Source organism: Pseudomonas urethralis, from assembly GCF_021602465.1.
GTDB lineage: Bacteria > Pseudomonadota > Gammaproteobacteria > Pseudomonadales > Pseudomonadaceae > Aquipseudomonas > Aquipseudomonas vlassakiae.
In genome coordinates, this window is the sequence record NZ_BQIJ01000005.1 from 364,577 (window position 1) to 384,643 (window position 20,067).

The following is a 20,067-nucleotide window of genomic DNA, read 5'->3' on the forward strand; positions in this document are numbered from 1 at the left end:
ACCTCAAAGCTGGGCCACGATCGCGCGGTAATCCGCCGACAGCGTGGCCTGAAGAATCTCTTTCGGATAGTCGTCGGTGATCACGGCCTCGCCCAGCTGGCGCAGCAGCACCAGCCGCAGGCGGCCATCGAGCACCTTCTTGTCGACCGCCATATGCTCCATGAAATGCGCCGGGGTCATTTCCTGTGGTGGCACCACCGGCAAACCTGCGTCCTGCAGCAGGCGGATTGCCCGATCACGCTCGGCCTGGTCGATCCAGCCCAGGCGCATGGACATTTCCAGGGCCATGACCGTGCCTGCGGCCACGGCTTCACCGTGCAGCCAGACGCCATAGCCCATGTGCGTTTCGATGGCATGGCCAAAGGTGTGCCCCAGGTTCAGCGTGGCACGCACGCCCGATTCACGCTCGTCGGCGCCGACAACGGCTGCCTTGGCCGCGCAGGAGCGACGGATCGCTTCGGTCAGGGCAGCGGGTTCGAGGGCGCGCAGGGCCTGGATATTGTCTTCGAGCCAGCCCAGGAATGGCTTGTCGCAGATCAGGCCGTACTTGATCACTTCGGCCAGGCCCGCCGATAGCTCGCGGGCGGGCAGGGTCTTGAGGCTGGTGGTATCGATCAGTACCGCGTTGGGCTGATAGAAAGCACCGACCATGTTCTTGCCCAACGGGTGGTTGATGCCGGTCTTGCCCCCCACCGAGGAGTCAACCTGAGACAGCAGGGTGGTGGGCACCTGGATGAAATCGACGCCACGCTGGTAGCAGGCTGCGGCGAAGCCGGCCATGTCACCGATCACGCCGCCGCCGAGGGCGACCACGGTAGTACGGCGGTCATGCCGCGCCGTCAGCAAACCGTCAAAGATCAGTTGCAGGGTTTCCCAGTTTTTATGGGCTTCACCGTCCGGCAGGATCACCGGCAGCACCGAGTAGGCGCCAAGGGTCTTGCTCAAGCGTTGGAGATACAGAGGCGCGACGGTTTCGTTGGAAACGATGGCGACCTGCCGCCCGCGGATATGCGGCGCCAGCAGTTCGGCCTGGTCCAGAAGGCCTTCGCCAATGTAGATCGGGTAGCTACGCTCGCCGAGGTCGACCTTAAGTGTCTGCATGTATCCCCACAATGTTCTTGGGCGCGGCGCCGGCTGTTCGACCCGCGCGGTAACGTTGAACCTCGCCTCGGCGCTGGCCGAGAATAGTCCCCGCTTAGCGGGGCGGCAACTGCTGCAGGCGCTCCAGAATATCGAGCACCACCATGCGCGGCGGCCGTTCGTCGGTTTCCACCACCAGGTCGGCGATTTCGCGATAAAGCGGGTCGCGCGCCTCCAGCAAGGCGCGCAGGGTCGCCTCCGGGTTGGCCGTGCGCAGCAACGGGCGATTGCGATCGCGTGCGGTGCGCCCGACCTGCTGCTCCACCGAGGCGTGCAGGTAAATGACCCGGCCGCCCCTGTGCAGGGCCTGGCGGTTCTCCGCACGCATGACTGCACCGCCACCGGTCGCCACGACCACGCCGTCGAGCGCGCAGAGCTCGGCGATCATCGCCTGCTCACGGTCACGGAAGCCCGGTTCGCCTTCTTTGTCGAAGATCCACGGGATATTGGCACCGGTCCGCAGTTCGATTTCCTTGTCGGAATCTTTGAACAGCAGGCGCAGCTCTTTGGCCAACAGGCGCCCTATGGTGCTTTTACCAGCGCCCATGGGCCCTACAAGTATCAAATTTCGCACAGAATCAACGACTCACAGCAATCGCCTGGTCACTCATGATACGCGGAGTCAGGAAGACCAGCAGCTCGGATTTTTTCTCTTGTAATGCATCGCGTCGAAACAGCCGCCCAACATACGGCAGATCGCCGAAAAATGGCACCTTGTCGACCACATTGTTTTGCGTGGTCGAGTACACGCCACCGATGACGATGGTTTCACCGTCCGCCACACGGACCTTGGCATTCACCTCGTTCTTGCGAATCGGCGGCACGTCGTTCAAGGCATTGACGAAGTCAGGCTCGTCCTTGGTCACCTTGACGGTCATGATGACCTTGCCGTCCGGGGTGATTTGCGGCGTGACCTCCAGCGACAGCGAGGCCTCACGAAAGGCGACCGAGGTAGCGCCACTTTTGCTGGTCTCCTGGTAAGGCACCTCGGTGCCCTTGAGAATCCTCGCGGTTTCCTTGTCAGCCGTGACCACCTTGGGCTGGGAGATGATTTCACCGTTGCCGCTCTTTTCCATTGCGCTGAGTTCCAGGTCCAGCAGCAGGCCACCGCGCAACAGGCCGACGCCGATGCCGGCACTACCTCGCTCCACGCCCAGGTCGACGAACAGGTCCTTGCCCAATTGCGGCGCTTCCCCATACAGCTGCCGCCCCCAACGCACGCCCAGGCCTTTTTCATAGTCGACGTTGGCCTCCACGATGCGCGCCTCGATCTCCACCTGCCGCACCGGCACGTCCAGCTGAGCGACCAACTGCCGCAAGTCGGCAAGGCGATCCGCAGGCTGGTGGGCGACCAAGGTGTTGGTGCGAGCGTCGACGCTCAGGCTGCCACGCCCCGTGAGAATGCCATCGTCCGTCAGGGTTGCCAGCAACAGCTCCGCCAGGTCGGCAGCCTGGGCGTGATGGATCGGCAGCAGCTCACGTTGCAAGGGTTGCAGCTGCGCATCCAGCTCTTGCCCGATACGGGCTTCGCGGGACTGTTCGGCCAACTCGGCGGCTGGCGCCACCAGCAGCACATTCCCTTCCTCGCGCCGAGCCAGCCCTTTGCTACGAAGGACCAGCTCCAGCGCCTGGTCCCATGGGACTTCGTGCAAGCGCAGGGTAACATTGCCCTGCACCGTGTCGCTGGCCACCAGGTTGATCCCGGCGAAGTCCGCCAGCACCTGAAGCACCGAGCGTACCTCGACATCCTGAAAATTCAGCGAGATGGGCTCACCCCGATAGGGCGCTGCCATGCACAACTGACTGGTGAGTAGCGCCACCGTCATCCATTTCAACAGCCATTTCACCACCGTCCCTGGCCTCCATCGTCACGCTCTTCCTGAGCGTCAGCATTACCGTGCGCTCACGCCACACGCCCCCGAGGAACAGCCGCTCACGCACGTTCAGCTGGCGCTCGCCGACTTCCACCACAACACCTCCATCGCGCCCCAGCCGATCACCGGAGCGCACGCGATACAAGCGGCCTGCCGCAGACAGCAACGCTTCGCGCTGCGGCCCCCGCTGCAGGCTGCCGACCATCTGCAGCTGAGCCAGCGGCACGCTGGCAAGCCCCGCCTGGGCAATGCGCGTAGCCCATTCGGAAAACGGATCGAGAACCACCGGCAACGGCTCTCCTCGAGCAGGTGTATCAGCCAAGGTTAAAGGTTCAGGCACGTCACCATCGGCTTGATAAGCATGCACGCGCATGCCAAGGCGCAACAGCCCGGGCCTGTCCTCGGCAGGTGCCAGCCACAAGGCTTCGGCGCGCAACAGACGAACCTGGCCGAGCCAGTCGTCCAACCACATCCGCAGCCCCGAATAGCGCCCAACGACCTGCACGTCCAGTGATGTCTGGCAATAACCGGGCTGGTGGCTTACCTGATCAAGTACATCGAGTCGTTCGAAGTGCAGGCCATGCGCATGCCCCGAGGCTGCCAGCTGGTCCAGCAAATCGCTCATGTCGGCCCCGGCGGCAAGGCGCCAGCGAGCATCCTGCAAAAGCTGCCGTGCAGCATCGAGGCCCTCGCGCATCCGTGACAACGCCAGCACTTCGGCAGCCCTGGTCTCATGCACCTGAAGCAGGTGAACTTGCCTGGCGTGCTCTTCCTCCTGAAGCTGCAACCAGTACGGCAAACGAAACAGGCAACCGAACCCCACCACGATAAGGCCTACGGCGAATGGCAGCGCGCGGCGAACGAGCTGCGAACGCTCGATGAGGGCCAGCCATTCGCTTTTCTGCAAAAGATTCACGACCAGAGCGCCGACATGCGCGCCAACAATATGAACGCGTCGCCGCCCGGCTCGCTCTTCAGGCTTTTGAGCTCCAGTTCACGCAGCACACCGGAACGTTCCAGTTCACGCATCAGCTGGGCCACGATTGCGCCGGAGACAGCCACGCCGACCATGCGCAACTGGGAGCCCTGCAGTTCGAGCCTGAGCAGCTGGACGCCCTCCGGCAGCGCCCGTTCCAGACCCGCAAACACGGCCGTCACCCGCCCTTGTCCGGCACGCAAGTCAGCCAAGGCCGCCGTCTGCGCTCGCACTTCCTCGTAGGATTGCCGGATACGGCCCTGCTCAGTCCGCTGCGCTTCAAGCACATCGATAGCGGCTTGCTGGCTATTGTTGGCTACAGCTTGCTTACGAGCTCGCTGGCGGGCCAGTTGATCCATTAGCAACACCGCAGACAACGCCACGACAGCTGCCCCCACCACCATCAGGCGCAAACGCCTGAGCGCTGCGAGGCGCTGCCGCTCTCGCCACGGCATCAGATTCAGGCGCAACATCAATGCACGCTCCCCATTGCCAGCGAAAACGCCAAGGCCATGCGGCCGTCGCGGCAATCCACCCCTGCCACGGCCGGCAAAAGCCGGCACGGCAAGCCGAGACGCTCGCTCAGTCGGCCAAGCGGGCAGTGCCCGGCCTCCGGCGCACCGACCACAAGCACTTCTTCCGGCCCCCCCCCCCCTGCGAAAACCTCCCCAGGCAATTCAGCTAACGCCCCCGGGGTCAACTCCCGCCTTAAAGGCAGCGTATCGTCAAGCCAGCCATGCAGCGTCGAACCGCCCGGTTCGATCCGCAGCAACGCTGCCTGGCCTTTGCTCTGGCAGGGCATCAGGCGACGCAAGGCAATGCTGTCTACCTCTGCGACTTCAAGCTCAAGCCCGGCTGCTTCGAATGCAGCTTGCACGGGCTGCAGTGCACTCTGCCGACTGGCCGCGACCAAGACATCCAGGCTGCCGGGATGCTGCGACGAGGCACCCAGCACCTGAAAATCCAGTACCAGGTCTTCAAGGGGGAAGGGGAACAGCCGGTCCGCTTCTGCCAGCAGTTGCGCCTCCATTTGACTTGGCGCCTGGCCGCCTGGCAGTTGGCACAGCTTGCAGATCACTTGTGAGGCAGGCAGCGCTACGGCTGCCCGGCGCTCGCGGCTGCCGGATTGCCGATAAGCGCTGCGCAGGGCAGCAACAATACGCTCAGGGTCCTGCCAGCCGTTGCCGGGAGCCAACGGCTCGACCGCCCAGACCAGTGGCTTATAGCGCCCCCTGCGGCGCTGCAGCTGGGCAATACGTATGGAGTCGAAAGCGATTTCCACTCCAAGCATTGAACTGGCATCCTTGCCAAAACGTCCGAGCATGGCGACTTCCTTGTTACAACCATGAACCGCCGCATTGCCGGGCCTGACCGGCCAGACGGTGCCGCGGGCCGCCTGGCCGGTCACCCGGCGAGGCGAAAAATGCTTATAATGCCCAGCGTTTTTTCGTCCGCCGGCCCCGTGCGCAATTCACCTCTCAATCTGGACACCGAAAAGCCTTGATACGCCTGCTGAAGTTCTTCTGGTGGTCTTTCGTCGCAGTCATCTGCGCGCTCGTACTCGGTGTGAGCGGTGCGTTTCTGTATCTTAGCCCCAACCTGCCGTCGGTCGATTCGCTCAGAAGCGTTCAGTTGCAGATTCCCCTCAGGGTGTACAGCAGCGATGGCAAGCTGATCGCGGAATTCGGCGAAATGCGCCGCTCGCCGATCCGCTTCGCGGAAATTCCGCCACAGTTCATTCAGGCGCTTCTGTCAGCCGAGGACGACAATTTCCTCAATCACTACGGGGTCGACCCGAGCAGCCTGATGCGCGCCGCGACCCAGCTGGTGAAAACCGGTCATATCCAGACGGGTGGCAGCACCATCACCATGCAGGTGGCGAAGAACTTCTTCCTCACCAGCGAGCGCAGTTTCTCGCGCAAGACCAACGAGATTCTTCTGGCCTTGCAGATCGAACGTGAGCTGACCAAGGACGAGATCCTCGAGCTGTACGTCAACAAGATCTACCTGGGCAACCGCGCCTACGGTATCGATGCGGCTGCGCAGGTGTATTACGGCAAGTCGATCCGTGACGTAAGCCTGGCGCAAATGGCGATGATCGCCGGCCTGCCCAAGGCACCGTCGCGCTTCAACCCGTTGGCCAACCCGGTGCGCGCCAAAGAGCGTCGCGACTGGATCCTCGGTCGCATGTACAAGCTCGGCAAGATCGACGAGGCGAGCTATCAGACCGCCCTGGCCGAGCCGCTGAATGCCAGCTACCACGTGCCGACCCCCGAAGTTAACGCACCGTACGTCGCCGAAATGGCCCGTGCCGAAATGGTTGGCCGGTATGGCAGCGACGCCTACACCGAAGGTTTCCGTGTCACCACCACGGTGCCGAGCGACATGCAGGAGATGGCCAACAAGGCCATCCTCAATGGCCTGTCCGAGTACGACGAGCGCCACGGCTACCGCGGCCCTGAAGCTCGCTTCCCGGGCAAGACCCTGGCCGCCTGGCAACAGGAGCTGAGCAAGCAACGCACTTTGGGCGGCCTGGAACCGGCCATTGTCACGCGCGTGGAAAAGAGCGGCGTGAAAGTGCTGACCCGCGCAGGCAGCGAAGAAGAGGTTAGCTGGGACACCATGAAGTGGGCCCGCCCGTTCATCAACAGCAATTCGCAGGGCCGGGCACCGCAATCGCCTGCCGACGTTGCCCAGGTCGGTGATCTGGTACGCCTGCAGCGCCTGAATGACGGCAAGCTCAAGTTCAGCCAGGTACCAGGAGCACAGAGTGCACTGGTCTCCCTCGACCCACAGAACGGCGCCATCCGCGCCCTGGTCGGCGGCTTCTCGTTCGAGCAGAGCAACTACAACCGTGCCATGCAGGCCAAGCGTCAGCCAGGCTCCAGTTTCAAGCCGTTCATCTATAGTGCTGCACTGGACAGCGGCTACACCGCGTCCAGTCTGGTCAACGATGCGCCGATCGTGTTCGTCGACCAATACCTGGACAAGGAATGGCGCCCCAAGAACGACACCAACACCTTCCTCGGCCCGATCCGCCTGCGCGAAGCGCTGTACAAGTCTCGCAACCTGGTGTCGATCCGCCTGCTGCAGGCGATGGGTGTGGACCGTACCATCGACTACATCGCCAGGTTCGGTTTCAACAAGCAGGACCTGCCCCGCAACCTTTCGCTGGCGCTGGGCACTGCAACCCTGACGCCGATGGAAATCGCCACTGGCTGGAGCACCTTTGCCAACGGCGGCTACAAGATCAATCCGTACCTGATCGATCGCATCGAGAGCCGCAGCGGCGAGACCCTGTTCACCGCCAACCCGGCGCGCGTGCCGCAGGGCGCCGAAGACCATGCCGGCCTTGCCGCTCCGGAACAGCCGATCAGCACCGCTGCCCTGCCTGGCGAGGCCCCGTCCGCCCTGGGCCAGATCGCCCCGCCACCGCAGACGCCAGCTGTTGCCGAACAGATCGTCGATGGCCGCACCACTTACATCCTCACCAGCATGCTGCAGGACGTGATCAAGCGCGGCACAGGCCGCCGGGCACTGGCCCTGGGCCGTACCGACCTGGCCGGCAAGACAGGCACCACCAACGAGTCCAAGGACGCCTGGTTCTCCGGCTACAACGCCGATTACGTCACCACCGTGTGGGTCGGTTTCGACCAGCCTGAAACCCTCGGTCGCCGTGAGTACGGCGGTACGGCAGCCTTGCCAATCTGGATGAGCTTCATGGGTGCGGCACTGAAGGACAAGCCGAGCCATGCACCAGCGGAACCGGAAGGCATCCTCAGCCTGCGAGTCGACCCGGTCAGCGGCCGTGCAGCTTCGCCAAGCACGCCAGATGCCTACTTCGAACTGTTCAAGGCCGAGGATTCACCGCCGTCGGTGGATGAGCTGGGCAACGGCACGGCGCCGGGCAGCCCGCTCCCAGCGGACGAAGCAGCGCCGATGGATCTGTTCTAAGGCAACAGCAAGCCTGCAGCCAGAAGACACAAAAAAACCCCGGCTCTTACGAACCGGGGCTTTTTTTGGGCGCTACAGCGGCTATCAGCCGTTGAACACTTCATCCACGCTGGTCAGCGGGTAGTGCTTCGGATACGGCAGGGTAGCTACGCCGGACTCGATGGCAGCCTTGGCCACAGCGTCGGAAACGACGGTAATCAGACGAGCGTCCAGTGGCTTCGGAATGATGTACTCACGGCCGAACTCCAGGCCTTCAACACCGTAGGCTTCGCAGACTTCTTTCGGCACTGGCAGCTTGGCCAGGTCTTTCAGCGCAATGGCGGCAGCGATCTTCATTTCTTCGTTGATGCGCTTGGCGCGAACGTCCAGGGCACCACGGAAGATGAACGGGAAGCCCAGTACGTTGTTGACCTGGTTCGGGTAGTCGGAACGACCGGTCGCCATGATCACGTCGCTGCGAGTGGCGTGAGCCAGCTCTGGGGAGATTTCCGGGTCCGGGTTCGAGCAGGCGAACACGATCGGGTTGGCAGCCATCGACTTCAGGCCTTCCGGGCTCAGCAGGTTCGGGCCGGACAGGCCTACGAACACGTCAGCACCGTCCAGGGCATCGGCCAGGGTGCGCTTGTCGGTCGCGTGGGCGAACTGGGCCTTGTACTGGTTCAGGTCGTCGCGGCCAGCGTGGATCACGCCGCTGCGGTCGATCATGAAGATGTTCTCGACCTTGGCACCCATGCTGACCAGCAGCTTCATGCAGGAGATGGCGGCAGCGCCGGCACCGAGGCAGACGATCTTGGCGTCTTCCAGCTTCTTGCCGGCGATTTCCAGGGCGTTGATCATGCCGGCCGCGGTGACGATCGCGGTGCCGTGCTGGTCATCGTGGAACACCGGAATGTCGCACTGCTCGATCAGCGTGCGTTCGATTTCGAAGCACTCTGGGGCCTTGATGTCTTCGAGGTTGATGCCACCGAAGGTAATGGAGATGCGGCGAACGGTGTCGATGAAAGCCTGTGGGCTTTCCGACTCGACTTCGATGTCGAACACGTCGATACCGGCGAAACGCTTGAACAGAACACCCTTGCCTTCCATCACTGGCTTGGAGGCCAGTGGGCCGAGGTCACCCAGACCGAGGATGGCGGTGCCATCGGAAATCACAGCGACCAGGTTGCCCTTGCCAGTGTATTTGTAGGCCAGCTCAGGATCACGGCCGATTTCGCGCACGGGCTCTGCAACGCCTGGGCTGTAGGCCAGGGCGAGATCGCGGGCGGTGGCGGTGGGCTTGGAGAGCTCGACGCTCAGTTTCCCCGGACGAGGTTGAGCGTGGTATTCGAGAGCGGCGGTTTTCAGGTCTGACATGGTGGGCATTCCGCTATTTACTGTTCTGACGGACCGCCGAGGATACGCAAAGAGCCGGGGAGCCACAAGACTGGTCAGTCACTTGTGTCAAGGCCTTTGGCCTACGACTTTAAGCTATCACGCACGGGGGCATTCGGCTCACAGTGTGTACAATCTGATAGCGAAATGTCTACATCTTTTCAGCCTGAAGTGCGCTCCAGCATCCCGGGATCGGTCAACGGCAATACCCAGCGTCGCTGCCCCGGCTTGAGCCTTCCCTTGCGGGAACGATCCAGCACCCAGCCGCGCGCCTCGACCTGGCGTCCTTTGAGATTAGTGAAGAAGCTGGCGGGGAAGGTGCGTTGCAGACGAGCGGGGATCTGCAGCACAACGGCATTGTCCAGTTCGAGCCAGATGCCACCACGATTGCGCTCGATGCTACGGACGGTGCCGCTGACAACGGCAAACCCGGATTGCCGCACATCGGCAGCGCGGCGCACTGGCGAGCTGCGCCACAGCCCGACCCGCGCCTGGCGCGCCACCCGCTCGGCTGCTTGCTGGCAACCTGCCAGGCGCACATTGGGCGCAACCGCTACGTGATAGCCAAGGCCTTCGCTGAGCAGCCGTGCCTCCAGATTGTCGCCATTACGGCCATAGATGTGCGCCAGGGTGCGCCCATACTTGTCCTTGCCCTCGATACCGGGCACCAGCCCGACACGACCGTCACTGGCTTTGACCAACGCTTGCAGTCGCTGCCTGGCAGCCTCGGCATAAGGTTCACTGGTGCGCCCCCTGCGCCCGATTTCCGGGGCATTGATGCCGATCATGCGGACACTGCGACCGTCGGTCAGGCGCAACGTGTCGCCATCCACCACCCGGCGCACCGCCACCTGCTGTGGCTTGTCTGGCACCGGGCAGAACGCCAGGGCCGGTAGCTGCCAGATTGCGCCCACAAAAAAGGCGCCCACGAGGGGCGCCTTTTTCAGCAACAACGCGAAGCCCGAAGGATTCGCCATGCGCATGATTACTTCTTGGTACCGAACATACCGAAGCGATCGGCGAACTTCTGTACGCGACCACCGGTGTCCAGGACTTTCTGCTTACCGGTGTAGAACGGGTGGCACAGGTTGCAAACGTCGATCGCCAGGGTGTTGCCCAGGGTCGAACGAGTTTCGAACTTGTTACCGCAGCTGCAGGTGACTGCAACTACTTCGTAGTTCGGGTGGATACCTTCTTTCATGGTCACTTCCTCGAGCTGCGTGCCGCCACCCAACACCTATTGTTGAATACCGCACGTAATTAGGCGGCGAATAATACCAGAGCATCGCGCCAACGCAAGTTGTCGCTTGCACCGACCGTCGTCTGCTAGGCTCGCCAGTCTTTGAAACACCCTCTGAGACCTTACGCGTGTCCGACGTCATCCTGCGCCTTGCCCTGCCCTCCCCGTTGCGCCGCCTGTTCGATTACCGGGCGCCAGCGAGCATGGCGCGCCAGGTGTTGACCCCGGGCATGCGCATCCGCGTGCCCTTCGGGCGCCGCGAAATGATTGGCGTACTGGTGGAAGTGTGCGAGCACAGCGAGGTGCCCGCCGAGAAACTCAAGCCTGCCAGTGCCTTGCTCGACCCGGTCTCGCCGATCCCGGCATCGCTGTTCAAGTTGTGCCTGTGGACTGCCCAGTACTACCAGCACAGCCTGGGCGATACCTTGAGCTGGGCCCTGCCCACGCTGCTGCGCCAGGGCGAACCTGCCGAGATGCGCCAGGAGCGCTTCTGGCACGTGGCACCCGGCGCACGCCTGGAGGACCCGCGCATCGCCCGCGCCCCGCGCCAGCGCGACGCCCTCAAGACCCTGGCCCAGCACCCCCACGGCGTAGCGCACAGCCTGCTGGGCAAGCTCAACCTGAACAAGGACAGCCTTGACCTGCTGCTGGCCAAGGCGCTGGTTCAGGTCGAAGTACGCCGCCACCTGCCGGCGCACCGCCACGAGCACTGGCTGGCGCAGCCGGAACTGCCACTCAATGAAGAACAGCGCCAAGCCTTCGACGCGGTGCGCGAGGGTTTTGGCGGCTTCGGCGCCTTCCTGCTGGCCGGCGTCACCGGCAGCGGCAAGACCGAGGTGTACCTGCAACTGATTCGTGAAACCCTCGAAGCCGGCAAGCAGGCGCTGGTGCTGATCCCGGAGATCAATCTCGGCCCGCAGACCCTGGCGCGCTTCGAGCAGCGTTTCAACGCCCGCATCGCCCTGCTGCATTCGGCCGTGAGCGATCGCGAGCGCCTCGATGCCTGGCTGGCTGCCCGCGACGGCGAGGCCGACATCATCATCGGCACCCGTTCGGCGCTGTTCACGCCAATGAAGAACCCCGGCCTGATCATCATCGACGAAGAGCACGATGGGTCCTACAAGCAACAGGAAGGCCTGCGCTACCACGCCCGCGACCTCGCGCTGGTGCGCGCCCATCAGGAAAACATCCCGATCCTGCTCGGCTCCGCCACGCCGTCGCTGGAGACCCTGCACAACGCGCTCACCGGCCGCTATCGCCTGCTGCGCATGAACCAGCGCGCGGGCGGCGCACGCCCACCGCGCATGCTGCGCCTGGATGTGAAAAGCCTGCCGCTGGACAGCGGTATCAGCGGCCCGTTGCAGCAGGCCATTCGCCAGACCCTGGAAGCCGGCCAGCAAGTCCTGGTATTCCTCAACCGTCGTGGCTTCGCACCGACCTTGCTGTGCCATGACTGCGGCTGGCTGTCCGAATGCCCACGCTGCGATGCCCGCATGACCGTGCACCAGCGCTCTGGCGTGCTGCGTTGCCACCACTGCGGCTACGACGAGCGCCTGCCGCAGCAGTGCCCGCAGTGCAACCATGTCGACCTGCGGCCGGTAGGCGCCGGCACCGAACGCGCCGAAGAGCGACTGAACGTGTTGTTCCCGGACTACCCGATCCTGCGCGTTGACCGCGACAGCACGGCGCGCAAGGACGCCATGCAGCATTTGTTCAGCACCATTCAGCGAGGCCAGCCAAGCATCTTGGTCGGCACCCAGATGCTGGCCAAGGGTCACCACTTCCCGCGGGTGACACTGGTCGCCATTCTCGACGCCGATGGCGGGCTGTTCTCGGGGGATTTCCGCGCCAGCGAGCGCATGGCCCAGCTGATCGTCCAGGTTGCCGGGCGAGCCGGGCGCGCTGAAGAACCTGGCAAGGTGATCATCCAGACCCACCTGGCCGACCATCCGCTGCTGGTGCAACTGACCGAGCAAGGTTACTTCGCCTTCGCCGAGCAGGCCCTGGACGAACGCCGCAACGCCGGACTGCCGCCATTCTCCCACCTGGCCCTGCTGCGCGCCGAAGCGCACAAGCCCGGCCAGGCCGAAGGCTTCCTCGACGAAGCCTGCGCCGCTGCCGAGCGCCTGGTCGCCGAACAGCGCCTGCCCGGTATCGAACTGCTGGGGCCGGTGCCTGCACCCATGGAGCGGCGCGCCGGACGCTTCAGGGCGCAATTATTGATTCAGGCCAACACCCGAGCCCCCTTGCATCGACTGATCAGTGCCTGGTTGCTAGTGTTGGAGCAACTGCCGAGCGGGCGCCAGGTACGCTGGTCTCTGGATGTCGACCCGGTTGACCTTTATTAAGCTTCGGCCCCAAAGGTTGGCAACCCGCCCCTGGCAACGGATAATGCCCAGTTTTTCCACCTGCGCATCCAGGCGCTCCACCGCGCTTGCGGTCGAAAAGAGATCCCCATGAAAGACACCATTCGCCAGCTGATCCAGCAAGCCCTCACCCAACTCGTCACCGACGGTGTGCTGCCTGAAGGGCTGTCGCCGGCGATCCAGGTGGAAAACGCCCGGGACAAGACCCACGGCGATTTCGCCAGCAACATCGCCATGATGCTGGCCAAGCCGGCCGGCATGAAGCCGCGCGACCTGGCCGAAAAGCTGATCAATGCCCTGCCGGCGAGCGCCGACATCAGCAAGGTCGAAATCGCCGGCCCAGGCTTCCTGAACTTCTTCCAGAACACCGATGCCCTGGCCAACCGCCTGGATGCCGCCCTCGCCGACGCCCACCTGGGCGCACGCAAGGCCGGGCCCAAGCAGAAGGTGGTGATCGACATGTCGGCACCGAACCTGGCCAAGGAAATGCACGTCGGCCACCTGCGCTCGACCATCATCGGTGACAGCGTCGCCCGCGTGCTGGAATTCCTCGGCGACGAGGTGATCCGCCAGAACCACGTAGGCGACTGGGGTACCCAGTTCGGCATGTTGCTGGCCTACCTGGAAGAAAACCCGATCACCAGCGACGAGCTGTCGGACCTGGAAAACTTCTACCGCGCCGCCAAGAAGCGCTTCGACGAATCCGAAGCGTTCGCCACCCGTGCCCGTGGCCTGGTGGTCAAGCTGCAGGCCGGCGACCCGGAATGCATGGCCCTGTGGACGCGCTTCAAGGACATTTCGCTGTCGCACTGCCAGAAGACCTACGAGCTGCTCAACGTCAAGCTGACCATGGCCGACGTGATGGGCGAAAGCGCCTACAACGCCGACCTGGCCAATGTGGTTTCCGACCTCAAGGCCAAGGGCCTGCTGGTCGAGGACCAAGGCGCGCAGTGCGTATTCCTCGAGGAATTCAAGAACAGCGAAGGCGAGCCTCTGCCCGTGATCGTGCAGAAGGCTGATGGCGGCTACCTGTACGCCACCACCGACCTGGCTGCCGTGCGCTACCGCAGCAACGTGCTCAAGGCCGACCGCGCCCTGTACTTCGTCGACCAGCGCCAGGCCTTGCACTTCAACCAGGTGTTCGAAGTTGCCCGCCGCGCCGGCTTCGTCGGCCACCCGATGCAGATGGAGCACATGGGCTTCGGCACCATGAACGGCGCCGATGGCCGCCCATTCAAGACCCGCGACGGCGGCACCGTGAAGCTGATTGACCTGCTCACCGAGGCCAAGGAGCGCGCCTACGCCCTGGTCAAGGAAAAGAACCCGAGCCTGGCCGAAGACGAACTGCGGCACATCGGTGAAGTGGTAGGTATCGGTGCGGTGAAATACGCCGACCTGTCCAAGCACCGCACCAGCGACTACAGCTTCAACTTCGAACTGATGCTCAACTTCGAAGGCAACACTGCGCCTTACCTGCTGTATGCCTACACCCGTGTGGCCGGCGTATTCCGCAAGCTGGGCAAGGGCTTCGACGAGGTTGACGGCAACATCGTGCTGCAGGCCGCTCATGAGCAAGACCTGGCTGCGCGCCTGGCCCAGTTCGGCGAGATCCTCAACAGCGTCGCCGACAAGGGTACCCCGCACGTGCTGTGCAGTTACCTGTACGACCTCGCCGGCCTGTTCTCGAGCTTCTATGAAAACTGCCCGATCCTCGCCGCCGAGACCGCGGAACAGCAGCAAAGCCGCCTGCGCCTGGCTGCGCTGACCGGTCGCACCCTCAAGCAAGGTCTGGAACTGCTCGGCCTGGAAACCCTGGAGCGCATGTAAGTTGGCTGCCAAGAAAAAACCTGCCCCCAAACGCGGCGCCAGCCGTCAGACGGCCCCCGCCAAGCAGCCGATCCCCGGTTGGGTATGGCTGGCGGTCGGCCTGACAGTCGGTGCATTCATCGTTTTCTTGATGAAACTCGAGCCCGGTGGCGGTGACATCAAGCGCACCAAGCCCGAGCAGCAGAAGCCAGAGAAGGTGGCCGAAGCCAGCAAGTCGGCCACCCCTGCAACGCCACAAGCGCCGGTGAAGCCGAAATACGACTTCTACACCCTGCTGCCGGAATCCGAAGTAATCGTGCCGCCTGAGGCCGTGCCGGAAAAGACCCCGCCGGTGCCTGCGCAGCCAGTGACCCCGGTCACGCCAGCCGAAGCGGCAAAAATCGACACCGCTCGTGCCCAGGCCGCGCTGTTGGGCCAGACTCCGCCACCCGCCCCTCCGGTGATCAAGCCGGCAGCGACCACGCAGTACTTCCTGCAGGCCGGTTCGTTCCGCAAGCAGGCCGATGCCGACAAGGTCCGCGCGCAGATCATCCTGCTCGGCCAGGTGGTCAAGGTCGAGTCGGGTACCGTCAAGGAAGAAACCTGGTACCGCGTGCTGGTCGGGCCATTCAGCAACCGCGAGCAGCTGACCGTGGCGCAGAAGCAGTTGGCGGGGGCGGGGTTCAGCAACCTGCTGCTGCAGCAGCGACAGACCCGCCAGTAATGAAAAAGGCCTTGCCGCACAGCGCGACAAGGCCTTTTTTGTCAGTGGCCGTTGCCTTGGCGACTGCGAGCGTTGGCTTCGGAAATCTGGCTGTTCAAGGTCCAGAAGTCATACAGCACACCCACCAGGAACAGGCCGCCGGTGAAGAAGTAGATGATCGCCGAGATCCACTTGCCCTGGTACAGGCGGTGCGCGCCAAAGATGCCGAGGAAGGTCAGCAGGATCCAGGCGATGTTGTAGTCGATGCGCCCGGACTGGAAGCGCATGTCCGCCTCACGGTCCATCGACGGGATCAGGAACAGGTCGATCAGCCAGCCAATGCCGAGCAGCCCCAGCGTGAAGAACCAGATCGTCCCGGTGATCGGCTTGCCGTAGTAGAAGCGGTGCGAGCCGGTGAAGCCGAAGATCCACAGCAGGTAGCCAATGACCTTGCTGTGGGTGTCGTGATACGGCGTCCCCTGTTGATAACTGTTCATTCATAGCCCTCGTGGGTTATCCGAAAATTTTCTAAATAAAAATGTGACTTTTCCGTCGCAGGCCGACGTACGGCAGCATGACAATCGACCAACGGCCCTGAAAAGGAGCAAAAAGCTGTTATAAAGTTGCGCGCCAAACACATAACATTCACAAGAGCTTCATCTATGCCGCCTTTATTCAAGACATGGCTGACCCTCTGCCTATTATTGCCCCTGGCCGCCCACGCCACCAATCGTGAGCAACGTCTTCCCAACGGTTTCACCGGCTATACCAGCAATGCCTCGGTGAGACACGCGCCCGCCAAGCAGAGCACGCTGCATGCCCGCTCGAACTATTCGGGCAAGGGCCACAACCTGCCTGCCGTTGCAGCGATGTCGCCGAAGCAGAGCAGCGATGTGCTCAGCCGTGCGGTCAACGTGCTCGGTACCCCTTATGTTTGGGGCGGCAGCAACCCGAAAAAAGGGTTCGACTGCAGCGGGCTGGTCAAGTACGCCTTCAACGACGTGGCAGACGTCGACCTGCCGCGTACATCCAACGCCATGGCCCAGGGCCACGGGGTAAAAGTCGCCAAGAGCGAGCTCAAGCCAGGCGACCTGATCTTCTTCAACATCAAGAGCCGCCGGGTCAACCACGTTGCCATCTACCTGGGCAACGACCGCTTCATCCATGCGCCGCGCACGGGCAAGCGGGTGAGCATCGACAGCCTGAGCAAGCCGTACTGGCAACAGCATTATGTGGTTGCCAAGCGGGTACTGCCGAAAGAGCAGCAACAGCTGAGCCTGGCCAAGCGCTGATCCTGTCGGCGCCTGCCTGTTCCGGCTTCTTCGCGGGTTGACCCACGAAGAAGCCGGAACAGGTGCTAAAGATCGCTGATCAGCCCCTTCTCCCTCAGCCCCCGCATCGCCCCCTCCATCGTCCGCATTCCTTCTGCCGCCCCGGTCTGCATCACCGAATACAACTGTGCCATCCTGCCCTCGCGCAGCAGATTGCGCACCGCAGGTGTCGCCACCAGCACTTCACGCGCGGCCACTCGGCCGCCGCCCCCACGTTTGACCAGCACCTGCGCCACCACCAACCTCAGCGACTCCGACAGCATCGCCCGCACCAAGGGCTTCTCTTCTGCCGCGAACACCTCCACCAGCCGGTCAATGCTGCTTGCCGCCGACCGCGTATGCACCGTTGCCAGCACCAGATGCCCCGTCTCCGCTGCGCGCAACGCCAGGCGGACGGTTTCCAGATCGCGCAGTTCGCCGATCATGATCACATCCGGGTCCTGACGCAGGGCGCTGCGCAGCCCCTGAGCGAAGTCACGACAATGCCGGCCGATCTCGCGCTGGTTGACCAGGCTGCGCTGGCTGCTGTGGACAACCTCGACAGGGTCTTCGAGCGTGATGATGTGCAGTGCCCGCTCACGATTAAGCCGGTCGATCAGAGCCGCCAGGGTACTCGACTTGCCACTACCGGTCGGGCCGCCTACCAGCACCAGGCCATCCTGATGCTGAGCAACGGCTTGAAACACTTCTTCAAGTTCTAGTTCATCGACACTGGCAATACGTTTCGGAATCAGACGAAACGTGGCAGCCAGGCCGTTCATCTGTCGAAACAGACTGAGACGAAAACGCCCCACGGATGCCAACTCCAGGGCCAGATCCAGTTCATCGCCCTGCAACCATTGCCTGCACTGGCCCTCGTCAAGCAGCGCTGACAGCGCGTCGTTCATTGCGGCGCAGGTCACGCTCGGCAGCGCCATGCGGCGCAGCTCGCCATCCACGCGCAGCATCGGTATCTCGCCCGCCGCCAGATGCAGGTCGCTCGCGCCTGCATCCACGGCCCGGGCCAACAGGTCGGTCGCGTCCATGAGACTCCCCAATAGCCATCAAGCAGGTAGAATGCCGAAGATCTACAGAGCCGACGGCATCGATCCATGTCCACCATAGCAGACAACCTTTCCGCCCTCGCCGCGCGCATCCACAACGCCGCCCAGGCTGCCGGACGTGATCCGGCCAGCGTCCGGCTGCTGGCCGTAAGCAAGACCAAACCAGCCAGCGCGATACGCGAAATCTACGCTGCCGGTGTGCGTGATGTGGGTGAAAACTACCTGCAGGAAGCCCTGGCCAAGCAGCAAGAACTGGGTGACCTGCCCTTGATCTGGCACTTCATCGGCCCCATTCAGTCGAACAAGACCAAAGCCATTGCCGAACATTTCGACTGGGTACACTCCGTGGACCGCCTGAAGATCGCCCAACGCCTGTCCGAACAGCGCCCTGCGGGCCTGCCACCGCTGAACATCTGCCTGCAGGTGAACGTCAGCGGCGAAGACAGCAAATCCGGTTGCGCCCCGGCCGATCTGCCAGCATTGGCCAAGGACGTGGCGGCACTGCCAAACCTGTGCCTGCGCGGGCTGATGGCGATCCCTGAGCCGACCGAAGACCGTGCCGCCCAGGAGGCCGCCTTCGCCACCCTGAAACACCTACAGGCCAGCCTGGGCCTTGGCCTCGACACCCTGTCGATGGGCATGAGCCACGACCTGGAAGCGGCCATCGCCCAGGGAGCGACCTGGGTACGTATCGGTACCGCCCTGTTCGGCGCACGCCATTACGGCCCCGTCTGATTCCATGCTTTACTCACTCTTTCCTTCAAGGACCTGACATGAGCAAGACACGTATTGCCTTTATCGGCGCCGGCAACATGGCCGCCAGCCTGATCGGCGGCCTGCGTGCCCAGGGCATGGACGCGGCGCAGATCCGTGCCAGCGACCCCGGCGCCGAAACCCGCACCCGCATCCAGGCCGAGCACGGCATCGAAGCTTTCGAAAACAACGCCCAGGCGATTGCCGGTGCCGACGTGGTCGTGCTGGCGGTTAAACCGCAAGTCATGAAGGCCGTGTGCGAGTCACTGAAGCCTGACCTGGCTGCTGGCCAGCTGATCGTCTCGATCGCCGCCGGCATCACCTGCGCCAGCTTGCAGACCTGGCTCGGCGCCCGTCAGGTGGTGCGCTGCATGCCCAACACGCCAGCGCTGCTGCGCCAGGGTGTCAGTGGCCTGTACGCCACCGCTGAAGTGTCCGCCGAACAACGCCAGCAGGCCGAACAGCTGCTCTCGGCAGTCGGTACCGCCCTGTGGCTCGAGCAAGAGCAACAACTGGACGCCGTCACTGCGGTCTCCGGCAGCGGCCCGGCCTACTTCTTCCTGCTGATCGAAGCGATGACCGCTGCTGGCGAAAAACTGGGCCTGCCACGCGAAACCGCCTCGCAACTGACCCTGCAAACTGCCCTGGGCGCCGCGCGCATGGCCGTGGCCAGCGACGTTGACGCCGCTGAGCTGCGCCGCCGCGTCACCTCGCCAGCCGGCACCACCGAGGCGGCGATCAAGTCATTCCAGGGCAATGGCTTCGAAGCCATCGTCGAGCAGGCGCTGCAAGCGGCGTCGAAGCGTTCCGCCGAGCTGGCCGAACAACTGGGCAAATAAGGAGCTGTTGATGAATGCACTGTCCGGCGCCGCGATCTTCGTGGTGCAAACCCTGGTCAGCCTGTACCTGGTGATCGTCCTGCTGCGCTTCGTGCTGCAACTGGTCAAGGCCAACTTCTACAACCCGCTGAGCCAGTTCGCCGTGCGCGCGACCCAGCCGCTGCTCAAGCCGATCCGCCGGGTCATTCCGAGCATCGGCGGCCTCGATACCTCGTCACTGCTGCTGGCGATCGTCATCCAGGCGCTGCTGATGGGTTTCGTGCTGATGGTCACCTACGGCACCTTCGGCGACGTGCTGCACCTGCTGATGTGGGCCATCATCGGTATCACCTCGCTGTTCCTGAAAATCTTCTGGGTGGCGATGATCGTCATGGTGATCGTGTCCTGGGTCGCACCGAACAGCCACAACCCGGCTGCGGAGCTTGCCTGGCAGATCAGCGAACCGGTGCTGGCACCGTTCCGCCGTATCGTGCCCAACCTGGGTGGCATGGACATCTCGCCGATCTTCGCCTTCCTGGCGATCCAGGTGATCCAGTCATTCGTCATGCCGCCACTGGCCGCCTATGCCGGCATGCCACAGGAACTGTGGCGGATGATCTGAGCCGCAGGCACTGCTGCTGACCTCCCGTGGCAAGCCTTCGCTTGCCGCTGGGGGGAGTGCTCTTTAGACT

At 63.3% G+C, this 20,067-nt stretch carries 19 protein-coding genes; 8 read left to right on the forward strand and 11 right to left on the reverse strand.

Annotated elements, in window-relative coordinates; translation table 11 throughout:
- Positions 1-3: 3 nt before the first annotated feature.
- The 6 genes from aroB to pilM all read right to left on the reverse strand — a co-directional run bounded on the left by aroB (position 4) and on the right by pilM (position 5,314).
- Complete coding sequence (gene aroB / locus L6D64_RS11380; protein WP_176508117.1) at positions 4-1,101, reverse strand: 3-dehydroquinate synthase; 1,098 nt, start codon at positions 1,099-1,101, stop codon at positions 4-6.
- A gap of 94 nt (positions 1,102-1,195) precedes the next feature.
- On the reverse strand, positions 1,196-1,714 hold the full coding sequence (aroK, locus tag L6D64_RS11385) for a shikimate kinase AroK (protein ID WP_054884228.1): 519 nt from the start codon (positions 1,712-1,714) through the stop codon (positions 1,196-1,198).
- Positions 1,715-1,718: 4 nt separating this feature from the next.
- Positions 1,719-2,966 (reverse strand): type IV pilus secretin PilQ, encoded by a 1,248-nt coding sequence (locus L6D64_RS11390; protein WP_176508219.1) that lies wholly within the window; start codon positions 2,964-2,966, stop codon positions 1,719-1,721.
- The gene (locus tag L6D64_RS11395) at positions 2,911-3,930 is read right to left on the reverse strand and encodes a pilus assembly protein PilP (protein WP_176508116.1); all 1,020 of its coding nucleotides are present in this window, start codon (positions 3,928-3,930) and stop codon (positions 2,911-2,913) included. The genes L6D64_RS11390 and L6D64_RS11395 overlap by 56 nt, the downstream gene beginning before the upstream one ends.
- Positions 3,927-4,463: a PilN domain-containing protein gene (locus L6D64_RS11400; RefSeq protein ID WP_176508115.1), complete on the reverse strand. Its 537-nt coding sequence runs from the start codon at positions 4,461-4,463 to the stop codon at positions 3,927-3,929. The genes L6D64_RS11395 and L6D64_RS11400 overlap by 4 nt, the downstream gene beginning before the upstream one ends.
- Positions 4,463-5,314 (reverse strand): type IV pilus biogenesis protein PilM, encoded by an 852-nt coding sequence (gene pilM / locus L6D64_RS11405; RefSeq protein ID WP_236192414.1) that lies wholly within the window; start codon positions 5,312-5,314, stop codon positions 4,463-4,465. Before pilM ends, L6D64_RS11400 begins: the two co-directional genes overlap by 1 nt.
- 176 nt (positions 5,315-5,490) lie before the next feature.
- On the opposite strand from pilM, the gene L6D64_RS11410 reads away from it, so the two are divergent.
- Positions 5,491-7,944 (forward strand): penicillin-binding protein 1A, encoded by a 2,454-nt coding sequence (locus L6D64_RS11410; RefSeq protein ID WP_176508113.1) that lies wholly within the window; start codon positions 5,491-5,493, stop codon positions 7,942-7,944.
- Positions 7,945-8,028: 84 nt separating this feature from the next.
- Here the strand turns inward: L6D64_RS11410 and L6D64_RS11415 are convergent, their stop codons facing one another.
- The 3 genes from L6D64_RS11415 to rpmE form a co-directional block, all read right to left on the reverse strand.
- A complete protein-coding gene (locus L6D64_RS11415) occupies positions 8,029-9,297 on the reverse strand; it encodes a malic enzyme-like NAD(P)-binding protein (RefSeq protein ID WP_054884223.1) in 1,269 nt (422 codons plus the stop codon).
- 179 nt (positions 9,298-9,476) lie between these two features.
- On the reverse strand, positions 9,477-10,298 hold the full coding sequence (locus L6D64_RS11420) for a thermonuclease family protein (RefSeq protein ID WP_176508112.1): 822 nt from the start codon (positions 10,296-10,298) through the stop codon (positions 9,477-9,479).
- 2 nt (positions 10,299-10,300) lie between these two features.
- Positions 10,301-10,516, reverse strand: a complete 216-nt coding sequence (gene rpmE / locus L6D64_RS11425) for a 50S ribosomal protein L31 (RefSeq protein ID WP_027920990.1) — start codon at positions 10,514-10,516, stop codon at positions 10,301-10,303.
- 167 nt (positions 10,517-10,683) lie between these two features.
- On the opposite strand from rpmE, the gene L6D64_RS11430 reads away from it, so the two are divergent.
- The 3 genes from L6D64_RS11430 (at position 10,684) to L6D64_RS11440 (ending at position 15,451) form a co-directional block, all read left to right on the forward strand.
- Positions 10,684-12,903 carry a primosomal protein N' gene (locus L6D64_RS11430; RefSeq protein ID WP_176508111.1) on the forward strand — a complete coding sequence of 740 codons (2,220 nt, stop codon included), beginning with the start codon at positions 10,684-10,686 and terminating at the stop codon, positions 12,901-12,903.
- A gap of 108 nt (positions 12,904-13,011) precedes the next feature.
- Complete coding sequence (argS, locus tag L6D64_RS11435) at positions 13,012-14,748, forward strand: arginine--tRNA ligase (RefSeq protein ID WP_176508110.1); 1,737 nt, start codon at positions 13,012-13,014, stop codon at positions 14,746-14,748.
- 1 nt (position 14,749) lies between these two features.
- Positions 14,750-15,451: an SPOR domain-containing protein gene (locus L6D64_RS11440; protein WP_176508109.1), complete on the forward strand. Its 702-nt coding sequence runs from the start codon at positions 14,750-14,752 to the stop codon at positions 15,449-15,451.
- Positions 15,452-15,492: 41 nt separating this feature from the next.
- Here the strand turns inward: L6D64_RS11440 and L6D64_RS11445 are convergent, their stop codons facing one another.
- On the reverse strand, positions 15,493-15,927 hold the full coding sequence (locus L6D64_RS11445; protein ID WP_176508108.1) for an NINE protein: 435 nt from the start codon (positions 15,925-15,927) through the stop codon (positions 15,493-15,495).
- Positions 15,928-16,092: 165 nt separating this feature from the next.
- Between L6D64_RS11445 and L6D64_RS11450 the strand changes: the two genes are divergently transcribed.
- Positions 16,093-16,722, forward strand: coding sequence for a C40 family peptidase (locus L6D64_RS11450; RefSeq protein ID WP_176508107.1), 630 nt, complete (start codon positions 16,093-16,095; stop codon positions 16,720-16,722).
- A gap of 65 nt (positions 16,723-16,787) precedes the next feature.
- Here L6D64_RS11450 and L6D64_RS11455 read toward each other — a convergent pair whose 3' ends face one another.
- Positions 16,788-17,786, reverse strand: coding sequence for a type IV pilus twitching motility protein PilT (locus L6D64_RS11455; protein WP_176508106.1), 999 nt, complete (start codon positions 17,784-17,786; stop codon positions 16,788-16,790).
- A 66-nt stretch (positions 17,787-17,852) separates the two neighbouring features.
- Between L6D64_RS11455 and L6D64_RS11460 the strand changes: the two genes are divergently transcribed.
- The 3 genes from L6D64_RS11460 to L6D64_RS11470 are packed head-to-tail and all read left to right on the forward strand — an operon-like array spanning position 17,853 to position 19,997.
- The gene (locus L6D64_RS11460) at positions 17,853-18,539 is read left to right on the forward strand and encodes a YggS family pyridoxal phosphate-dependent enzyme (protein ID WP_176508105.1); all 687 of its coding nucleotides are present in this window, start codon (positions 17,853-17,855) and stop codon (positions 18,537-18,539) included.
- Between the two features lie 38 nt (positions 18,540-18,577).
- Positions 18,578-19,396 (forward strand): pyrroline-5-carboxylate reductase, encoded by an 819-nt coding sequence (gene proC, locus L6D64_RS11465; RefSeq protein WP_176508104.1) that lies wholly within the window; start codon positions 18,578-18,580, stop codon positions 19,394-19,396.
- Between the two features lie 10 nt (positions 19,397-19,406).
- Positions 19,407-19,997: a YggT family protein gene (locus L6D64_RS11470; RefSeq protein ID WP_027920981.1), complete on the forward strand. Its 591-nt coding sequence runs from the start codon at positions 19,407-19,409 to the stop codon at positions 19,995-19,997.
- Positions 19,998-20,067: the final 70 nt, after the last annotated feature.

Excerpts from the sequence above, each read along its gene's own strand:
- pilM (WP_236192414.1), bottom strand. The coding sequence starts at position 5,314 with ATGCTCGGACGTTTTGGCAAGGATGCCAGTTCAATGCTTGGAGTGGAA.
- aroB (WP_176508117.1), bottom strand. The coding sequence starts at position 1,101 with ATGCAGACACTTAAGGTCGACCTCGGCGAGCGTAGCTACCCGATCTAC.
- L6D64_RS11470 (WP_027920981.1), top strand. The coding sequence starts at position 19,407 with ATGAATGCACTGTCCGGCGCCGCGATCTTCGTGGTGCAAACCCTGGTC.
- argS (WP_176508110.1), top strand. The coding sequence starts at position 13,012 with ATGAAAGACACCATTCGCCAGCTGATCCAGCAAGCCCTCACCCAACTC.
- L6D64_RS11415 (WP_054884223.1), bottom strand. The coding sequence starts at position 9,297 with ATGTCAGACCTGAAAACCGCCGCTCTCGAATACCACGCTCAACCTCGT.
- L6D64_RS11400 (WP_176508115.1), bottom strand. The coding sequence starts at position 4,463 with ATGTTGCGCCTGAATCTGATGCCGTGGCGAGAGCGGCAGCGCCTCGCA.
- L6D64_RS11460 (WP_176508105.1), top strand. The coding sequence starts at position 17,853 with ATGTCCACCATAGCAGACAACCTTTCCGCCCTCGCCGCGCGCATCCAC.
- L6D64_RS11445 (WP_176508108.1), bottom strand. The coding sequence starts at position 15,927 with ATGAACAGTTATCAACAGGGGACGCCGTATCACGACACCCACAGCAAG.
- L6D64_RS11420 (WP_176508112.1), bottom strand. The coding sequence starts at position 10,298 with ATGCGCATGGCGAATCCTTCGGGCTTCGCGTTGTTGCTGAAAAAGGCG.
- rpmE (WP_027920990.1), bottom strand. The coding sequence starts at position 10,516 with ATGAAAGAAGGTATCCACCCGAACTACGAAGTAGTTGCAGTCACCTGC.
- L6D64_RS11390 (WP_176508219.1), bottom strand. The coding sequence starts at position 2,966 with ATGACGGTGGCGCTACTCACCAGTCAGTTGTGCATGGCAGCGCCCTAT.
- proC (WP_176508104.1), top strand. The coding sequence starts at position 18,578 with ATGAGCAAGACACGTATTGCCTTTATCGGCGCCGGCAACATGGCCGCC.
- L6D64_RS11450 (WP_176508107.1), top strand. The coding sequence starts at position 16,093 with ATGCCGCCTTTATTCAAGACATGGCTGACCCTCTGCCTATTATTGCCC.
- L6D64_RS11455 (WP_176508106.1), bottom strand. The coding sequence starts at position 17,786 with ATGGACGCGACCGACCTGTTGGCCCGGGCCGTGGATGCAGGCGCGAGC.